At 65.4% G+C, this 17,840-nt stretch carries 19 protein-coding genes; 11 read left to right on the top strand and 8 right to left on the bottom strand.

The annotated features are described in order from the left end of the window. Positions 1 to 104 precede the first annotated feature (104 nt). Positions 105 to 1,901: an aspartate--tRNA ligase gene (gene aspS, locus G557_RS0105275; RefSeq protein ID WP_028245230.1), complete on the top strand. Its 1,797-nt coding sequence runs from the start codon at positions 105 to 107 to the stop codon at positions 1,899 to 1,901. A 254-nt stretch (positions 1,902 to 2,155) separates the two neighbouring features. Here aspS and G557_RS13910 read toward each other — a convergent pair whose 3' ends face one another. The 3 genes from G557_RS13910 to soxR all read right to left on the bottom strand — a co-directional run bounded on the left by G557_RS13910 (position 2,156) and on the right by soxR (position 4,384). Continuing rightward, positions 2,156 to 2,302, bottom strand: a complete 147-nt coding sequence (locus G557_RS13910) for a hypothetical protein (RefSeq protein WP_156877083.1) — start codon at positions 2,300 to 2,302, stop codon at positions 2,156 to 2,158. Between the two features lie 52 nt (positions 2,303 to 2,354). Next, a complete protein-coding gene (locus tag G557_RS0105265; protein WP_028245229.1) occupies positions 2,355 to 3,815 on the bottom strand; it encodes an NAD(P)/FAD-dependent oxidoreductase in 1,461 nt (486 codons plus the stop codon). 104 nt (positions 3,816 to 3,919) lie between these two features. Continuing rightward, positions 3,920 to 4,384 carry a redox-sensitive transcriptional activator SoxR gene (gene soxR, locus G557_RS11875; protein WP_036961459.1) on the bottom strand — a complete coding sequence of 155 codons (465 nt, stop codon included), beginning with the start codon at positions 4,382 to 4,384 and terminating at the stop codon, positions 3,920 to 3,922. Between the two features lie 124 nt (positions 4,385 to 4,508). Between soxR and G557_RS0105255 the strand changes: the two genes are divergently transcribed. The 4 genes from G557_RS0105255 to G557_RS0105240 all read left to right on the top strand — a co-directional run bounded on the left by G557_RS0105255 (position 4,509) and on the right by G557_RS0105240 (position 7,628). After that, positions 4,509 to 5,021, top strand: a complete 513-nt coding sequence (locus G557_RS0105255; RefSeq protein ID WP_028245228.1) for a flavin reductase family protein — start codon at positions 4,509 to 4,511, stop codon at positions 5,019 to 5,021. A gap of 48 nt (positions 5,022 to 5,069) precedes the next feature. Continuing rightward, positions 5,070 to 5,438 (top strand): pyridoxamine 5'-phosphate oxidase family protein, encoded by a 369-nt coding sequence (locus G557_RS0105250; RefSeq protein WP_028245227.1) that lies wholly within the window; start codon positions 5,070 to 5,072, stop codon positions 5,436 to 5,438. 115 nt (positions 5,439 to 5,553) lie between these two features. After that, a complete protein-coding gene (locus G557_RS11870) occupies positions 5,554 to 6,021 on the top strand; it encodes a MarR family winged helix-turn-helix transcriptional regulator (protein ID WP_051224683.1) in 468 nt (155 codons plus the stop codon). Next, the gene (locus G557_RS0105240) at positions 6,018 to 7,628 is read left to right on the top strand and encodes an MFS transporter (protein WP_211220528.1); all 1,611 of its coding nucleotides are present in this window, start codon (positions 6,018 to 6,020) and stop codon (positions 7,626 to 7,628) included. Before G557_RS11870 ends, G557_RS0105240 begins: the two co-directional genes overlap by 4 nt. A gap of 6 nt (positions 7,629 to 7,634) precedes the next feature. Here G557_RS0105240 and G557_RS0105235 read toward each other — a convergent pair whose 3' ends face one another. Further along, positions 7,635 to 7,907 (bottom strand): glutaredoxin family protein, encoded by a 273-nt coding sequence (locus G557_RS0105235; RefSeq protein ID WP_028245225.1) that lies wholly within the window; start codon positions 7,905 to 7,907, stop codon positions 7,635 to 7,637. Positions 7,908 to 7,974: 67 nt separating this feature from the next. Between G557_RS0105235 and G557_RS11865 the strand changes: the two genes are divergently transcribed. After that, positions 7,975 to 8,679 carry an HAD family hydrolase gene (locus G557_RS11865; RefSeq protein WP_051224681.1) on the top strand — a complete coding sequence of 235 codons (705 nt, stop codon included), beginning with the start codon at positions 7,975 to 7,977 and terminating at the stop codon, positions 8,677 to 8,679. A gap of 87 nt (positions 8,680 to 8,766) precedes the next feature. Here G557_RS11865 and G557_RS13710 read toward each other — a convergent pair whose 3' ends face one another. Next, positions 8,767 to 8,865, bottom strand: a complete 99-nt coding sequence (locus G557_RS13710) for a 30S ribosomal protein bS22 (protein WP_003792170.1) — start codon at positions 8,863 to 8,865, stop codon at positions 8,767 to 8,769. A gap of 86 nt (positions 8,866 to 8,951) precedes the next feature. After that, complete coding sequence (locus tag G557_RS13305; protein ID WP_051224680.1) at positions 8,952 to 9,365, bottom strand: ArsR/SmtB family transcription factor; 414 nt, start codon at positions 9,363 to 9,365, stop codon at positions 8,952 to 8,954. Between the two features lie 132 nt (positions 9,366 to 9,497). On the opposite strand from G557_RS13305, the gene G557_RS0105220 reads away from it, so the two are divergent. Together G557_RS0105220 and G557_RS0105215 are read left to right on the top strand one after the other, a co-directional pair. Next, positions 9,498 to 10,955, top strand: coding sequence for a TrkH family potassium uptake protein (locus G557_RS0105220; RefSeq protein WP_051224678.1), 1,458 nt, complete (start codon positions 9,498 to 9,500; stop codon positions 10,953 to 10,955). Further along, positions 10,948 to 11,616 (top strand): potassium channel family protein, encoded by a 669-nt coding sequence (locus tag G557_RS0105215; RefSeq protein WP_028245223.1) that lies wholly within the window; start codon positions 10,948 to 10,950, stop codon positions 11,614 to 11,616. The genes G557_RS0105220 and G557_RS0105215 overlap by 8 nt, the downstream gene beginning before the upstream one ends. 5 nt (positions 11,617 to 11,621) lie before the next feature. Here the strand turns inward: G557_RS0105215 and proC are convergent, their stop codons facing one another. Then, entirely contained in the window at positions 11,622 to 12,503 is an 882-nt protein-coding gene (gene proC, locus G557_RS0105210) for a pyrroline-5-carboxylate reductase (RefSeq protein ID WP_051224676.1), read from the bottom strand. 51 nt (positions 12,504 to 12,554) lie between these two features. Between proC and G557_RS0105205 the strand changes: the two genes are divergently transcribed. After that, positions 12,555 to 13,490, top strand: coding sequence for a cation diffusion facilitator family transporter (locus tag G557_RS0105205; protein ID WP_028245221.1), 936 nt, complete (start codon positions 12,555 to 12,557; stop codon positions 13,488 to 13,490). A gap of 81 nt (positions 13,491 to 13,571) precedes the next feature. On the opposite strand, the gene G557_RS11855 is transcribed toward G557_RS0105205, so the two are convergent. Further along, positions 13,572 to 15,056, bottom strand: a complete 1,485-nt coding sequence (locus G557_RS11855; protein ID WP_036961457.1) for a helix-turn-helix domain-containing protein — start codon at positions 15,054 to 15,056, stop codon at positions 13,572 to 13,574. A 107-nt stretch (positions 15,057 to 15,163) separates the two neighbouring features. Between G557_RS11855 and G557_RS0105195 the strand changes: the two genes are divergently transcribed. After that, positions 15,164 to 16,294, top strand: coding sequence for an alcohol dehydrogenase catalytic domain-containing protein (locus tag G557_RS0105195; protein ID WP_028245220.1), 1,131 nt, complete (start codon positions 15,164 to 15,166; stop codon positions 16,292 to 16,294). A gap of 24 nt (positions 16,295 to 16,318) precedes the next feature. Next, on the top strand, positions 16,319 to 17,695 hold the full coding sequence (locus tag G557_RS0105190) for an aldehyde dehydrogenase family protein (RefSeq protein ID WP_028245219.1): 1,377 nt from the start codon (positions 16,319 to 16,321) through the stop codon (positions 17,693 to 17,695). Positions 17,696 to 17,840 lie beyond the last annotated feature (145 nt).

Here is a 17,840-nt window from a genome sequence, read left to right as displayed (position 1 = left end):
CGAACTGAGGAGGCACGATCCGGGCATCCTCACAGCACATCCGCAGTGTAGCGCGTGCGTTCACACTACAATCGAGTGATATCGCTCTCTTCGGAAGGACATCTGTGCTGCGCACGCACGAGGCCGGCTCGCTCGGCAAAGACCTCACAGGCAAGACCGTCACCCTCACCGGCTGGGTCGACCGCCGGCGCGACCATGGCGGGGTGGCCTTCATCGATCTGCGTGATGCCTCAGGCATTGCCCAGGTGGTCATCTACGACGAGGCCGTCGCGCATCCACTGCGCAGCGAGTTCGTGATCAAGGTCACCGGCGCGGTTCGACTGCGCCCCGAGGGCAACGAGAACGACCGCCTGGCCACTGGCGCCGTCGAGGTCGTCGCCGATGAGGTCGAGGTGCTCGCACCCTCTGCCCCGCTGCCCTTCCAGGTGTCGACCGCACTGGCCGGCACCGAAGAAACCGAGAAAGTCAGCTCTGAGGTGCGTCTCAAGTATCGCTACCTCGATCTGCGCCGCCCGGCACCGGCCAAGGCCCTGCGCCTGCGTGCCGCGGTCAGCCGCGCTGCCCGGCGAGTGCTCGACGATCACGGCTTCGTCGAGGTCGAGACCCCGACGCTCACCCGCTCCACCCCTGAGGGGGCCCGTGACTTCTTGGTGCCGGCTCGTCTGGCCCCGGGCAACTGGTATGCCCTGCCGCAGTCGCCACAGCTCTACAAGCAGCTGCTGATGGTCGCCGGCCTCGAGCGCTACTACCAGATCGCTCGCTGCTACCGCGACGAAGACTTCCGCGCCGACCGCCAGCCCGAGTTCACCCAGCTCGACGCCGAGCTGAGCTTCGCCGACCAAGAAGACGTCATCGCAATCGCCGAAGATGTGCTGGCCGCGGTCTGGGCCGAGGTCGGCGTCGAGATTCCCCGCCCGATCCCGCGTCTGCCCTACGCCGAAGCCATGCGCCTGTACGGCTCGGACAAGCCCGACCTGCGCTTCGGCAACCCCATCGTCGAACTCACCGACTTCTTCTCAGACACCCCCTTCCGCGTGTTCCAGGCCCCCTATGTGGGTGCGGTGCGCTACGAGGGCGGCGCTTCACTGCCGCGTCGCCAGTTCGACGCCTGGCAGGATTGGGCTCGCTCACGTGGTGCGAAGGGGCTGGCCTACGTGACATTCAAAGAAGACGGCACTCTGGCGGGTCCAGTGGCCAAGAACATCTCCGAGGCCGAGCGCGAGGGTCTGGCTGCTGCCGTGGGCGCTCAGCCGGGCGATGCGGTGTTCTTCGCCGCCGGCTCGGTCAAGTCGTCGCAGGCACTGCTCGGCGCCGCCCGCGTCGAGATCGCCCGCCGTGCAGGTCTGCTCAACGACGACGAGTTCTCATTCGTCTGGATCGTCGACTTCCCGCTGTTCAAACGGGTCGACGAAGAGGGCGACGACGACGTGGCCGTCGGCGCCGGCGCCTGGACCAGTGAACACCACCCATTCACCAAGCCCGCCGAGGGCTGGGGCGACACCTTCGAGCAAGACCCCGAGCACGCCCTGTCGTCAGCCTACGACATCGTCTGCAACGGCAACGAGATCGGCGGCGGCTCAGAGCGCATCCATCGCACCGATGTGCAGGAGCGCGTACTCGAGTTCCTCGGCATCTCGCCCGAAGAGGCGCAAGAGAAGTTCGGGTTTTTGCTCGACGCCTTCAAGTTCGGCGCACCGCCGCATGCGGGCATCGCGTTCGGCTGGGATCGCATCAACGCTCTGCTGTCGCGCACCGACTCGATCCGCGACGTCATCGCCTTCCCGAAGTCGGGCAATGGCCAAGACCCGCTGACCGGGGCTCCCGCCCTCATCTCGGCGGCGCAGCGCAAAGAGGCTGGCGTCGACGCCGAGCCCGAGGTCAAAGAGCAGCCGACCGACTGATCGGCCCGCTCGCGCTCAATTGAGAACGGCTCCCCCGCCGGGCCCCCCAGGACTGCCGCCCCGCCCCTCGTCGCCCCCGCTTGTTTCTCTCCGTTTTCCCCCCGGGAGAAGGACACTCCCCCCGCCGGGGAGGCGCGGGGCGCGGGAGAAAAGGGGCGCCCGCCGGCGCGCCCCCCGCCCGCCCGCTAGTGGGCGGGCGGCGCGGGGGTCGTCCTAGTGAGTTCCGGGGGGGAGCCGTTCGTCGCCTCAGTTTGTTACTCGCGTTTGCCGAGCAGGAACATGCGCATTCCCAGTGCGGTGAAGCGACGGAACTGGTAACACAGGCTCTGCCGGCGACGAAGTTCGCTCTTGGTCGGAAGCAGCGCTTCGTTGGCGACGCGCGCCTTGGTGTCTTTCAGCATGGCGAATCCTCTCGTAGGTGTACTGCAGTGTCGGCGGTGTGATCAATGCCGGTCATTCTGGAATCACCCACCAGAACGGGCGCGCCTTCATCTTGTAAATGAATGCGGTGTGCAGCATGCGCTTCAACCAATGCCCTGCGAGCCCGATCTCGCCGCTGGTCTCTTTGAGGTTGCGCCCACTCTCGAACACCTGCGTGTCAGGAACGATCGGCGACATTACCATCGACACCGCCTGGCCCGTCTTGAAGCCGGTGCCCGCCGAGGCGATGCATGAGGCCGCCAGATGCGCCATCGAGGCCTTCTGCGTCGGTTTGTCGGAGCGCCCTTCGACCATGTCGGCGATCGACAGTGCCACGGCCTTCGCTGTTGCACCCGAGGGCTGCCCGGTGCGCGGCGGCGCGGGAGCGATGGCGACACCACCGGGTGAGCTGCGCGGCTTCGAGATCGGATGCGGGGGCGCAAAGGCGATGCCCGCAGCGAACAGATTGGCATATGCCGGGCTCTGATATGTCTCCGGCCAGTCGGCCGCCCGCCACTGGTCATACGACTTCTTCGAATAGTCGGCATCGACCTTCATGAAGCCGCTCGGTGCGAAGATGCGATCGGTGATGTCTGCCCCACTGCGATCGACGGCGTCGATGCGTGCACCCTTGAACGGCGGCAGCAACATCGCGAAGTCGTAGTGCATCTGTTGCACACCTTCGGTGTCGACCTGTTCGTAGTAAATGGTGTCTTCGGTGATCTCGGTCGCACCGGCTGCCATCACCGGAACGATGCCGCGCTCACGCAGCAGCGACTCAGTGAGCATCTCGCCACGCATGCGGTAGCCGTTGCGCTCGATGGTCAAGCCGCCTACACCGAAGTCACCGAGCTCATGTTCGTTGGTGAAGAAGTAGACCGTGGCATTGTCGCGCACCCCAGCGCGTCGCAGCTCGTGTTCGACGTTGAGCACGTATTCAAACGCGGCGCCTTCACAGGTGCAGGTGCCGTTGCCCATGCCGATGACCATGTCGAGGTGCTCTCCTGCGCGCAGACGTTCAATGGCCTGTTGCAGCTGCTTTTCGGCGGCCACGGCATGGTCTGCGGTGCAGACCGAGACAGTGTGCCCTCCGTCTGGGCCGAGCCCCGGAGTAGCCGCGAAGTCGAGTCGCGGGCCGGTTGCGTCGATCAGCCAGTCATAACGCAACCGCTCGGTCATCCCCTTCTTGTCACCAGCGGTGTAGGTGATGTCGACTGCCGGCCGTGCTTCGGCCTCGTCGCCCTCTGGGTGCAGCCGCGTGGCCAGCGCCTGGCGAAAATCGACACGCTTGCGCCTATAGACCGGCTCGAGCGGAAAGATCACCTGCTTTTTGGTCATCCTGCCTACCCCAACCCAAATGTTCGAGGGTATCCAGTTCCAGTTGCTATTGGGGCTGACGACCACGACCTCGTGTCGATTCTTCAGCCTCTGTTTCAGAAACAGCGCGGCCGTGTGGCCCGCCACTCCTGCTCCGAGCACAACGATGCGTGCCATCAGATTCTCCCATCTGTGCGTGCGAGCCGATGGTCAGTCAGGCACAACGCCTCCGAATGACTCGCATCTCAGACTCAATATACCCCCACCCGTATGTTTCACACTCATCGGCGAGTCGCCTCACCGGCAGCCGCGTCGCCGAGCAGCCGATGCGGCCCCGGCCCGGTCGCAGCCAGCGCATCATGCGGGTTCACCAGACTGCAGGCCTTCATCGACAGACACCCGCAGCCAATGCAGCCGACCAAGGCGTTCTCCAGCCGTTCCAACTCGGCACGGCGCGCCTCCAGCTGGGCTTTCCAGCGGGTGGATGCCCGGCGCCAGTCGTCTTCGGTCGGAGGTCGATTCATTGGCACGTCTCGCAGCGCATCGTCGACGTCGGCCAGCGGAATACCGAGATGCTTGGCCACCGAGATCAGCGAGATGCGCCGAATCATGTGTCTTGGGTAGCGCCGCTGATTGCCGCTGGTTCGCTGTGACTGAATCAGACCGATGCTCTCGTAGTAGTGCAGCGCCGACGCCGCCACACCCGTTCGGCGGCTCACCTCACCAACACTCAGCAGCTCGTCCATCTCGCCCTCTATTCGCTCAGACCCGGCGTCACAATGTGACACAATGTGTTCCCGCTCATTGACCTCAAGTCAACTTGAGGTTCTACAGTCAGAACATATCCTGCCACTGCGAGGAAGGCCACTCATGAGCGAGCTCGTCGACGAGTTCAAGCACACATTCCGCAACCACCCGTCTGGTGTCGCCATCATCTCGGCCAACACCGATGAGGGGCTCGCCGGCCTCACCGCCTCGAGCGTCGCCTCGGTCTCGGTGTCTCCCCTGGCTCTGGCCTTCTCGGTGACCAAGTCTGGCGGCTCTGCCGGCAAGGTGCTCTCCGCAGACACCTTCGTCGTGAATCTGCTCGGCGAGAAGCAAGCCGCCGTGGCCGAGGCCTTCGCACACAGCGGCGCTGCCCGGTTCACCGACGAACAGCACTGGGGTACCCTCCCCACTGGCGAGCCCGTGCTGCTCGACGCACCCTATGCACTGCGCGCCCGAGCACTCGAGATCATTCCGATCGGCGACTCGCGCCTGGTCGCCGCCGAGGTGCTCGACGTGCGGCGCGGCCCCGAGACCGCACCACTGCTCTACCACGACCGTCGGTTCCTCACCCTGCGTGGCGACAACGCCCCACGCAGCCAACCAATCAACGCCTGACCAAGCCTCCCCCCGCATCCATCACCGCAAGAAAGTGAGTCACACCCCATGACCGTCATCAGCGCAGAGGCGAAAGCCGTGCTCGACGCAAACCTGGCCGTTCAGGCCACCGTCAACCCCGACGGCACCCCCGACATCGGCCCCAAGGGGTCGCTGCGCAGCTACGACGACACCCACATCATCTACAACGAGCGCACCGCGCGGCAGACCCTGGCCAACATCGAGAACGGCTCAAAGATCATCGTGCTGGCGCTCGATTTGGCCAAGCACTCGGGCTATCGGTTCTTCGGCACACCGCATCTGCGCGGCGAGGGCACCGAAGAGTATGCTGCAGCTGAGCAGTGGGCCACAGAGAACGGTCAGAAAGCGCCGAAGTACGCTGTACTCATCGACGTCGAGCGCGTCGATCAGCTCTGACCCGCACAGACTTCCCCCGAATCCCCCGAGACGGCGAGCGCCTCCCATCCCCTCGAGACGCTCGCCACCCTTTTTCACGATGTAGTTGCAGTGGTTAATCAACTATATTGTCAGGGTGCAGGAATCCACCGCCCGTGATCTCGTGCATGAGACTGCCCGGCTCATGCGCGCCGTTCGGCATGTCTCAAGCCCCACCCCGGGCGACCACGGGCTGACCCTGCCGCGCGCCGCAGTGCTGCGGGCGCTGCGCGAGGCCGATGGATGCCGAGCGAACGACATCGCCGCAGACCTCGGCATCAGCCCTTCCGCACTCAGCAGACACATCGCCGAACTCGAAGAGCTCGGCCTGCTCACCCGCACGACCGATCCCGACGACGCCCGCGCGCGCATCCTGACCGTGAGCCCGCTGGGCGAACAGCGACTCGCCGAAGCTCAACGCGAGCGCGCCCAGCGCCTGATCGCTCGCTTCACCGACTGGTCTGACGAAACCGCGCAGCAGGTGCTCGACGCGCTGACCACGCTGGCAGCCGCACTCGAGACCGACCCGCACCGCCCATCCCCCGCATCGACAAGGCAACAATGACCGACACCACTCAACCCTTCATCGAGCCGTCTGAAGACGTACTGAGCTTCCGCCAGGTGACCAAGATTCTGGTCGGGCTGCTGCTCGCCCTGTTCACGGCCTTTCTGTCGTCGACCATCGTCGCCAACGCGCTGCCGCAGATCATCTCAGACCTGCAGGGCTCGCAGTCGCAATATGCCTGGGTGATCACCACGGCGCTGCTGGCCAACGCCGCATCCACCCCCATCTGGGGCAAGCTCAGCGACCTGTTCAACAAGAAACTGCTCGTGCAGTTGGCCATCACGCTGTTCACGCTGGGGTCGGTGGCAGCCGGCTTCGCCCCCTCTGTTGAGTGGCTGCTCGCCGCTCGCGTGCTGCAGGGCCTCGGCATGGGCGGGCTGCTCGCGCTGTCGCAGGCGGTCATCGCCACCATCACGCCGCCGAGCGAGCGGGGGCGTTACTCGGGCATCATCGGCGCGATCGTTGCCGTGGCTCAGACTGGCGGCCCACTGGCTGGCGGGTTCATCGTCGACAGCCCGCTCGGCTGGCGCTGGACTTTCTTCGTGTGCGTGCCCTTCGCGATCATCTCGCTGATTCTGCTGCAGCTGACTTTGCGCGTTCCCACCATCCGCACCGGGCCGGTGCACATCGACTGGCTGGGCGCAGTGCTGCTGACCAGCGGTGTCAGTGTGCTGCTGATCTGGGTCTCGTTCGCCGGCCCCAGCGGCTGGTTTGACTGGATCTCCTGGCCATCAGCCGCCATGGGGCTCGGTGGTCTCGCGCTGCTGGTGATCACGGTGCTGGTCGAGCGACATGTGGCCGATCCCATCGTGCCGCTGCACATTCTGCGCCAGCGCACCCCGGCTCTGGCTGTGCTCGCCTCGCTGCCGGTGGGTGTGGCAATGTTCAGCACCTCGACCTTCCTCGGCGAGTACTTTCAGATCTCACGCGGCGAAAGCCCGACCATGTCAGGGCTGCTGCAGCTGCCGATGGTCTTCGGCACCATGATCGCCAGCGCCGGCACCGGCGTGATGATCACCCGCAATGGCCGCTGGAAGCAGTGGCTGGTGCTCGGCGCCCTGCTGCTCAGCGGCAGCCTCTACTCGCTGAGCTTCACCGATCACCAGACGGCGCTGGCGCTCACCTGCGCTCGCATCGCGGTGTTCGGGCTGGGCTGCGGCATGCTCATGCAGAACTTGGTGCTCGCCGTGCAGAACACCGTGAGCGTGCGCGAAGTGGGCTCAGCGAGCTCGGCCGTAGTGTTCTTCCGCACCTTCGCCGGGGCGAGCGGCGTGGCGGTGCTCGGCACCGTGCTGGCCAATCGTGTCGCAGAGCTCACCGCAACCGGCTTCGCCGCGCTCGGTGTCGAAACACCGGCCACCAGCGGAGAGAGCGCAAGCGGCCTCTCGCTCGACATGACCGCCCTGCCCGCGCCGGTGCGCGATGTGGTGACCAGCGCCTACGGCGACGGCACCGGCCGCATCTTCCTCATCTCAAGCGTGCTCTCGCTGCTCACCTTGGTGTGCGTGCTGCTCATTCCGCAGCAGCGTCTGCGCACGACCCTTGATCTGGCCGAGGGCCCAACCGACCCCGACAATGCCGCGCCGATCAGCGCGCGTCGCGACTGAGCATCCTTATTGAGCCGCAGCGCGCTCGAGCGCGGCACGCAACCGCTGAGGGTCGATATGCCACTGAGCGACCCTGCGGTCGGCGACGAACACCACCGGGATCTCTTCGCCGTATCGGCGCTGCAGGCCGGGATCTTCGAGAATGTCGATCTCGGCGAACGTCGAGCGCAGCCCCGACTCGCCGACCTCGTCGAGCACCTGCGTCACCACGGCCCGGGCGTCGTCGCACAGATGACAACCGGGCTTCATGAACATGCGCACTTCGACGATCTCACTCATTCGGCCAGTTTACGCAAGCTCTGCGACACCACCCATCTCGCCTGTGCAACGGCTAAGATTGCTGCTGATGCCTGCACCGTCTGCCCCCATTGAGGCCGCCTTCTTCGATCTCGACAACACTGTCGTGCGAGGCTCCGCCGTATTCAGTTTCGGGCGCGGTGCCGTGCGCGCCAAAGTCATTCGCTACCGCGATCTCTGGCAGTTTCTCTGGCAGCAGGTGCGTTTCTCGTATCGCGGCGAGAACACCGGCAAGCTGTCTGACATTCAAGACCGAGCGCTCGCTCTGGCTGCCGGCCATCGCCTGGCCGAGATGCAGGCCCTGATGCCCGACATCTACGACCGGTATCTGGCAGCCCGCATCTGGCGTCAGATCCCCGAGATCATCGCCCAACACCACGCAGCCGGGCGCGATGTCTGGCTGGTCACCGCATCACCCATGATCGTGGCAGAGTATGTCGCCGAGCGCCTTGGCTTCACCGGAGCACTCGCCTCCGGGCTCGAAGTCACCGAAGACGGCGTGCTCACCGGCCGATTCGACGGGCCGGTGCTGCACGGCGCTGAGAAGGCCGTGCAGGTGCGCCGGCTCGCTGCCGAGCGCGGCTACGATCTCGCCGACTGCTGGGCTTACTCTGACTCGATCAACGATCTGCCGATGCTCGAGCTCGTCGGCCACCCAGTGGCCGTCAATCCCGACGCCCAGCTTCGGCGGCTGGCAGATGCCCGCAGATGGCACATTCGCGCCTTTCGCCGCGAGCGCCGGCAATCCGACTGAGCACCGGCATTGAGTTTTGGGCATGAGAAAGGCGCCAGGGCTTGCCCTGACGCCTGCTCGACCGAAAGCGCTCAGCGCGCGCTCGGGCTACTTCTTGTTGCGACGCTGATGGCGCGTCTTGCGAAGCAGTTTGCGGTGCTTCTTCTTCGCCATCCTTTTGCGACGCTTCTTAATGACTGAACCCACGGAAAAACCTCACTGACTGATCTGGTCGAGATCGACCACTGCCTAACCTGCCACATATTACCAGTGTCGGCGGGTCATGACCATTCTCAGCCTCGGCGCAGCAGCCACCGCACGGGAGTGGTGAGCACCGCGAGCACGCTGCCCAAGCGACGACCGGCTGCTCGAGCACGTGGCGACTCGGGCAGTGCGCGAGCGCTGTCGGCCTGCGGTTCGGCGGCTTCGGCCACGGTGGATGCCTGGGTTGGGAAATACTCTTCGACCCACTCGCGCAGCGGCTCGAGCGCTGTGGCATTGAGGCTGTAGAACCGGCGCTGGCCGTCTTCGCGCACCTCGACGAGCCCGTGCTCGCGCAGAACTTTGAGATGTTTTGAGACGGTGGGCTGACTGACGCCGAGCTGCTCGACGAGCTCGCTGACGCTCTGTTCGCCTTCGGCAGACCGCAGGGCATCGAGCAGACGGCGGCGGGTCTGGTCTGAGACGGCTTCGAACACGGAGCTCATGCCTCTAGGCTAGCGGTATCCCCGAGTCACCACCACCGCCAACAGACCCCATCACAGGGGAATACGCTGGTATTGAACGATTCTGCTGATCGTTCCTGCCTCAGCGCACGAAAAGCACACCACAGGAGCACCATGGCCGCCGCACGCGTGAAGCGCCCGACTGAGCGCCGAGCCTGGCCCGAACGCGCTCGCGAGTGGCTCGAGGGGTTCGCTGGGCGGTCACCGTCGCGATTCGCACTGCTGGCATTTACCTCTATCATCGTGCTGGTCACCGTGCTGCTCAGCACACCCATGTCGAGCGCCAGCGGCCAGTGGACCCCATTCGCCCAGGCGCTGTTCACTGCCACCAGCACGGTCTGCGTGACCGGGCTGAGCGTGGTCGACATGACGTCGCACTGGTCACCCTTCGGCAACGCGGTGATTCTCATCGGCGCGCAGGTCGGCGGCATCGGTGTGCTCACCATGGCCTCGCTCATGGGTGTGGTGGTCACACGTCGCCTCGGTCTGCGGCAGCGGCTGATGGCCGCCAGCGACAGCAACCCGCTGCGCACACACGCTGGGCCGGTCAGCGAAGGCCAGGCCATCCGGCTGGGCGAGATGGGCGGCCTGCTGACTACCGTGGTGTTCAGCTCGCTCACCGTCGAGCTGCTGCTGCTGATCTCACTGCTGCCCAATCTGCTCAGCCATGGCGAGTCGGTGCTCGACGCGCTCTATCAGAGCACCTATCTGTCGATCTCGGCCTTCAACAACCTCGGCTACGTGCCGTTCAGCGATGGTCTCGCCGGGCATGCCAACAACACTTGGCTGTTGACTGTGCTCACTGCCGGGGTGTTCATCGGCTCGCTCGGCTACCCCGTGATCTTCGCGGCCATCGGCAACCTGAGGGCGGTGGCGACCGGCGCCACCCGGCATCCGCACTGGAGTCTGCACGTGCGGCTGACCATGTTCACCACGCTGCTGCTGGCTGCCATGGGAACTATCGCCTTCACCGCTCTCGAGTGGGGCAATCCCGATACGCTGGGCGGCGTCGACGCCTGGCAACGCCCCTTCGAGGGGCTCTTCTACACGACCATGACCAGATCAGGCGGGTTCCAGTTGTTCCCCGTCGAGGAGCTCACCGACTCCAGCACGTTGCTGAGCCAGCTGTTCATGTTCATCGGCGGCGGCTCGGCATCTACTGCGGGCGGCATCAAGGTGACCACCATCGCCGTGCTCTTTCTGGCCGCATTCGCCGAAGCGCGAGGTGTCGGCGAGATTCAGGCGTTCGACCGCCGCATCCCGAGCGACGTACTACGCGTGGCCGTGAGCATCGTGCTGTGGGGCATGACCATCGTGCTGGTCTCGTCGCTGGCGATTCTGCCGTTCACAAACCACCCGCTCGATGATGTGCTTTTCGATGTGATCTCGGCGTTCGCCACCTGCGGCCTCAGCACCGGCGTCACTCAAGATCTGCCCGATGCCGGGGTGCTCGTGCTCTCGGCGACGATGTGGGCCGGCCGTGTTGGTACAGTGACACTGGCAGCGGCCATCGCCTCGTCGTCGAGCCGCCAGCTGTTCAAACATCCAGAAGAGAGGCCCATCGTTGGTTGAGAGGATCCCCGTCGACGCACCCGTCGCCGTCATCGGGCTCGGGCGCTTCGGCGCCGCCACCGCCGGTCAGTTGAATCGTCTCGACCGCGAGGTGCTCGCCGTCGATACCGATCCGTCGCTGGTGCAGAAATGGGCCGACCGTGTCACACACACCGTCGAGGCCGACGCCCGCAACCCCGAGGTGCTCAAGCAGATTGGCATCGGCGACTTCCAGATCGTCGTGGTTGCCGTGGGCAATCTCGAGGCCAGCGTGCTGATCACCGCAAATCTGGTCGACCTGAAGGTACCGCAGATCTGGGCCAAAGCCTCCAGCCAGTCGCACGGCAAAATCCTCGCTCGCATCGGCGCCAACCATGTGGTCTATCCCGAGGCCCAGGCCGGCACCCGCGTGGCGCACCTGGTCAGCGGTCGACTGCTCGACTACATCCAGTTCGACGACGACTACGCGATCGTCAAGCTGTACCCACCAAAGCTCATCCGTGACAAGCCGCTGGGCTCATCGGTGGTGCGCACCAAATACCGGGTGACCGTGGTCGGGGTGAAGTCGCCGGGCAAAGAGTTCACCTACGCCACCGAAGACACCATCGTGTCGAATCACGATCTCGTGATCGTCTCAGGCCGCGTCTCTGACATCGAGCGGTTCGCCAACCTCGACAAGTAACGGCCTCAGCCGTTCTCGGCGGCCATCTCCTGGGCCCTGGCGACCGCAGCCTCCAGCGCCTGATGGAGGTTCGCGACCTGCCCGCCCTGAGCGATCACCTTGAGTGCCTCGGCAGTGGTGCCCCCAGGGCTCGTCACTGCGATGCGCAGCTGCTCGGGGGTCGACTGAGACGACTGCAGCAGGCGGGCGGCTCCGATGACTGTGCCCTCGACCAGCGTGCGGGCATCTTCAGCGCTGAAGCCCAACTGCTGAGCGGCCTGCTCGAACTGCTCGATATAAGCGTAGACATAGGCCGGCCCCGAGCCAGAAACCGCCGAGAGCGCATCGATGCGCGACTCGTCGACCTCAACCACACTGCCGACCGTCTCGAACAGTGCGCGCGCCACGGCTCGCTGTTCGTCGGTGACCCCGGGCCCGGCGGCCAGACCGGTGACCCCGGCGCCGACGGCCGCAGGCGTGTTGGGCATGGCGCGCAGCACGGCCACACCAGCCGGCACGCGCGAGGCAATCGCAGCGATGGTCACACCGGCCGCGACGCTGACCACGATGGTGCCGGGCACCAACACCTCGGCGATCTCGTCGAGCACTGCGGCCACGCCATAGGGCTTGACACCGAGCACGATCAGACCGGCGCCTTCGGCTGCCTGCCGGTTCGCCTGCGCATCGCGCTCTTCGGCCAGCGCGGTGATGCGCCCGGTGAAGCGCTCCGCCAGTGCCTGTGCGCTGGCACTCGACCGGTTGGTGGTGCGCACTGCCTGTGCGCTGCCGTCACCCACTGTCGCCTCAGAGGCGAGCACCCCTTGCAGGATGGCTCCGTTCATTGAGCCGACGCCAAGAAAGGCGATCGCCGGAAAATCGGGTGACGGGGTGTGGGTCTGTGCGCTCATGGCACCAGTGTAATTGCGTGGCAGTTCGCGCCAGCGCGATACGATTGCCCGATGAGCGAAAAACAGCAGGGGAACACCGCCATCATCGCCGCGCTGCTGGCGAATCTGGGCATCGCGGTCACCAAGTTCATCGCGTATCTCATCTCGCACTCCTCGTCGATGCTCGCCGAGTCGGTGCACTCTCTGGCCGACACCGGCAACCAGTTTCTGCTGCTGATCGGCGGAAAGCGAGCTCGCCGCGAACCCACGCCCGAGCATCCCTTCGGATTCGGACGCGAGCGCTATGTCTCGGCTTTCGTTGTCTCGATCGTGCTGTTCAGCTTGGGCGGCCTGTTCGCCGTCTACGAAGGCATCGAAAAGGTCGCGAATCCGCATCCGCTCGAGAACTGGTGGTTGCCGGTGGCCGTGCTGCTGGTCTCGATCGTGCTCGAAGGGCTCTCGCTGCGCACCGCACTCAAAGAGTCGCATGCCGCTCGAGGCGATGCGCGCCTGATTTCATTCGTGCGCCATGCCAAGGCTCCCGAGCTTCCGGTCGTGCTGCTTGAAGACACCGCGGCGCTGACTGGCCTGGTCTTCGCGCTCGCCGGCGTCGGGCTCACCACGATCACGGGTAACGGCATCTGGGACGGCATCGGCACGATCGCGATCGGTGTGCTGCTGGTCGCCGTCGCTCTGGTGCTCGGTGTTGAGACCAAGAGCCTGCTGATCGGCGAGAGCGCGAGCACCGCCGACCTCGAGCGCATCCGCGCTGCGGCACTGGCTGGCGACGACATCGAGTCGATCATTCACCTGCGCACTCTGCACATCGGCCCCGACGACCTGTTGGTGGCCATCAAGGCCAGCGTGCGCCCCACCGAGTCGGCCGCAGAGATCGCCCAGGGCATCGATGTCGTCGAACAGCGCATCCGCGCCGCCGTGCCTGCGGCCCGACTCATCTTCGTCGAGCCCGACATCCGCCGCGAGCAGACGCAATCTCCGCAGCTCTGACGCAAATTCTGCCGACTCGGCCGCGGCACTGCAGACATTGCATCACCGGTGCAGACAATGTGCTGCCGGCACCGAGCCGTCTCACCCCGGCAACATCGCATCGCGCAGGGCGAGCAGACGCAGCGCCAGGTGGGCGTCGAAAGCTCGCGCGCCGCGCATCCAGCCGTCGCCCATCAGCGTGTCAATACGCGCCAGGCGGGCGCGCACGGTGTTCTGATGCACATGCAGGCGTTCAGCCGCGGCGCCGATCGCCCCCTGTTGGTCGAGGTATTCTGTGGCGGTGCGCACCAGCTGGGTGCCGTGGGCGCGGTCGTAAGCCACCAGCGGGTCGAGGGTAGCGATCACCCCGTCGAGCAGGCGGGCGTCGCCATGGGCCGCCAGCATGCCGCTGCTGCCGAGAGTGCACGGATCTGCCACTGCTGCCCAGACCCCGAAAGTGCGCAGACCGCGAGCAACGGTTATCGCCTGCTGGTGCCCCTGACGCAGTTCATCGGCCGAGTCGGCCAGCAGGCTGCATCCCATCACCCAGTGCCCGTCGGCGGGCAGCAACTCGGCAAGTCGTCGCCCGCGGGCCAGCCCGTTGTCGTGTGCCTCGCCCGCCGCCGGCCCCATCAGCACGCACAGATGCCCCGAATGCCTGGCCACCACGGTTGCGCAACGGTGCGCGGCCAGCAGTCGGCGAGCGAGCGCCTCACGTTCTGCTTCACTCACCTCGATGACTGCCAGTGACATTCCGCGCAGCCCCGAGAACCCCTGGGCCTGCAGTCGACGCCGCAGACTGGTCTCGCTGAGCTCGCCCGAGAGCACGCCGTCGATCAGCTCGCTGTGTCTGCGCTCCTGTGCCTCGGTCAGGGCGGCGCGCAACTCCTCGAACAGACGCGCATTCTCGACCGCCACTGCGGCGTGCGCAGCGATTGCCTCGATCATGGCGACCTCGTCATCGCTGAAGATGCGCCGATGCCGTTCGGCCAGCATGAGCGCCCCAATCACTTGATCAGCCACGCGCAGCGGTGCCCCGAGGATGGTGCGCACCCCCTCTGCAGCAACCACTTCGTCGATCTGCGCAATGTGCACCACCTGACGGTCTGCCGCGTAATCGGTGCTTTGAGCCGTGCGATCTCCGGAGGCCACGACCCCCAACACCCCGGTGCCCAGCGGCATTCGGATGCTGCGGTAACCGGCGGTACGCACACCAGAGGTCATCCGGATGTACGTGGCGGCCGCATCGTCATCGTTGAGGCTGATGTAGGCCATGTCAGACCCCAGCAGAGCACGCGTGCGCTCACAAATCGCGCGCAGCACCTCTTCGTAGTCATGGATGCGCGTCAAATCGGTTGCGGTGTGCTGCAACACGTTGAGCAGACGTACACGAGACTGCTCGCGAAGCACCAAATCGTTGAGGGTCACGGCCAGCTGCAGGGCATCTTCAGACATGCCGGCATCTCGTGCCATCGCCAAGGCGTCAGACAAGGCTGCCGGAGGAAGGCCGTCACCGATCATCTCACGCAGCTGCACTGCCCCCACGACAGCAGGAGTGTCAGAATGCACATGCTTATCAAGAGCCATTGGAGGATCCTACATTGCCCATGCCTCTGATCTCGCGCAGACTGGAGCCAATTCGTTCACTACGACGTGAGGATCAAGATGCAGCTGCAGCGCACGGAGCGTGCCAGATGAAAATCACCGGGGCTGTTCTCGAGACCATCGGCGCTGAGCGCCCGTACGCCCAATCACAACCGATCCGCGTGGGCGAGTTAACACTCGCTGCTCCGGGGCCCGGCGAGGTGCTCGTGCGCATCGAGGCAGCGGGGCTGTGCCACTCTGACCTCTCGGTTGTCGACGGCAACCGACCGCGCCCCCTGCCGATGCTGTTGGGGCACGAGTCGTCGGGACGCATCGAGACGATCGGCCCCGACGTGCAGGGTTTCGAGGTGGGCGACCGCGTAGTAATGACGTTTCTGCCGCGCTGCGGCGAGTGCGCCAACTGCCTGACCGACGGCAAGCTGCCGTGCATTCCGGGTACCGCTGCCAATACCGCCGGCACGCTCATGAATGGCGACATCCACCTCGAGCAGAACGGGCATCCCGTGCTGCACCACCTCGGGGTGTCAGGCTTCGCCACTTACGCCGTGGTCGATCAGCGGTCGATCGTCAAAGTCGGCCTCGACATTCCGCCGCACATCGCGGCTGTACTCGGCTGTGCGGTGCTGACCGGCGGCGGAGCCGTGATCAACGCCGCCGACGCCCAGCCGGGCGAAGACATCATCGTCGTCGGTCTTGGCGGAGTGGGCATCGCCGCGCTGATCACCGCCGTCTCGTTGGGGCGAGGGCGAGTCATCGCGGTCGATGCGCTGCCTGCGAAGCTCGACAAAGCCCGCGAACTCGGCGCCGACGAGACATACACACCGCAGCAGCTGGCCGACCAGGGCATCACCGCGCCGATTGTGATCGAGGCGGCCGGGCATCCGAAAGCCTTTGAAACCGCCTTTTGGGCGACTGCACCAGGCGGCCGCACCATCACCGTGGGGCTGCCTCATGCCGACGCCCGCTCAGCTGTGTCGCCGACGGTGATCACCGGCGAAGCCCGCACCATCATCGGCAGCTATCTCGGCTCGTCGGTGCCCTCTCGCGACATTCCGACCTATGCTGAGCTGTGGAGGCAGGGCCGACTGCCCGTCGAAGCGCTGATCTCGTCGCGCATCACCCTCGATCAGATCAACGAGGGCATGGATCATCTCGCCGATGGCGAGGCCATCCGACAAATCATCATCTTCGACGAACATCCAGAGATCGCGTCGCGCTGAAGCGACCGAGAGAGTGAGCAGAACATGGCAATCGCAAGTGTGAACCCGGCAACCGGTGTGGTCGAACGCGAATTCGATGCGCTCGACAGCGCAGGTGTCGAGCAGGCGCTGTCCCTCGCCCACGAGACGTGGCTGACCTACCGGGGCACTTCGTTCGACCAGCGCGCCGAATGGCTGCGCGCCGCGGCCGATCTACTCGACGCAGACGCGGCATCGCTGGCCAAGACCATCACCGCCGAGATGGGCAAGCCGCTGGGGCAGGCCGAGGGTGAGGTGCACAAGTCGGCCCGCGTGCTGCGGTTCTATGCTGAACACGCAGCTGAGTTTCTTGCGCCCGAGCCGTTGAGCGACCCTTCGACGGTGGATGCCCAGCGCGCGTACGTCGCCTATCAACCGATCGGCCCGGTGCTGGCGGTGATGCCGTGGAACTACCCGGTATGGCAGGTGATCCGCTTTGCTGCGCCGGCGCTGGCTGCCGGCAACGTGGGCCTGCTCAAGCATGCCTCGAACGTGCCGCAGACGGCACTGTACCTCCAGGAGCTCTTCGAGCGTGCCGGGTTCCCCAAGGGTGCATTCCAGACGCTGCTGATCTCGTCTCGGCAGGTCGAGTCGGTGATCCGCGACCCGCGCGTGGCCGCAGTGACCCTGACCGGATCCGAGCCCGCAGGGCGGTCTGTGGCATCCATCGCCGCCGACGAGGTGAAGAAGGCCGTGCTCGAACTTGGCGGGTCTGACCCCTTCGTGGTGCTGCCCTCGACTGACCTTGACGAAGCAGTGGCACAGGGCGTGGCAGCGCGCATCTCGAACAACGGGCAGGCGTGCATCAATGCCAAGCGCTTCATCGTGCACGAGGCGGTGTACGCAGAGTTTCTTGAGAAGTTCGTCGACGCCTTCTCGAAACTGCGTTTGGGCGACCCGACCGATGCCGCAACGCAGGTGGGGCCGCTGTCTGGTGAGCAGGCTCGCGAAGACCTGCTCGAACTCATCGAAGACGCCCGTGCGCACGGTGCCTCGGTGCTGGTCGGTGGGTCGGCTCCGGAAGGGCCCGGTTGGTTCTTGGAGCCCACCGTGATCTCGAACATCCCACGTTCTGCGCGACTGTTCTATGAAGAGGCTTTCGGGCCAGTCGCCTCGGTGCACCGGGTGGCCGACATCGACGAAGCCATTGCACTGGCCAACGACACCCCGTTCGGCCTCGGTGCCGCAGCCTGGACCAACGATGAGGCAGAGCAGCAGCGCCTAGCTGCTGAACTCGATGCCGGCAACGTGGTGATCAATGGCATCGTGGTGTCATACCAAGAGCTGCCGTTCGGCGGCACAAAGCGCTCGGGCTTCGGCCGCGAGCTGGCTGCTGAGGGCATCCGTGAGTTCACCAACGTGAAGTCGGTGCGCGTCGGATAGCCGACATGAGCCAGCGTGAGCCGCCGAGTGCGCAGAAATGCGGGTTATCCGGCTGCGGATAAGCAGACATTCTGCACACTCGGCGCACGGTTCACGTTCAGCGACCGAAGAGCTTCGAAAACAGACCGCCCTGAGCAGACGAGGC

It is taken from the genome of Pseudoclavibacter soli DSM 23366 (assembly GCF_000423505.1).
In the GTDB taxonomy this organism is placed as follows: domain Bacteria; phylum Actinomycetota; class Actinomycetes; order Actinomycetales; family Microbacteriaceae; genus Pseudoclavibacter_A; species Pseudoclavibacter_A soli.
The sequence above is the reverse complement of the archived record's forward strand: the minus strand, read 5'-3'. Positions and strand labels throughout refer to the sequence as shown.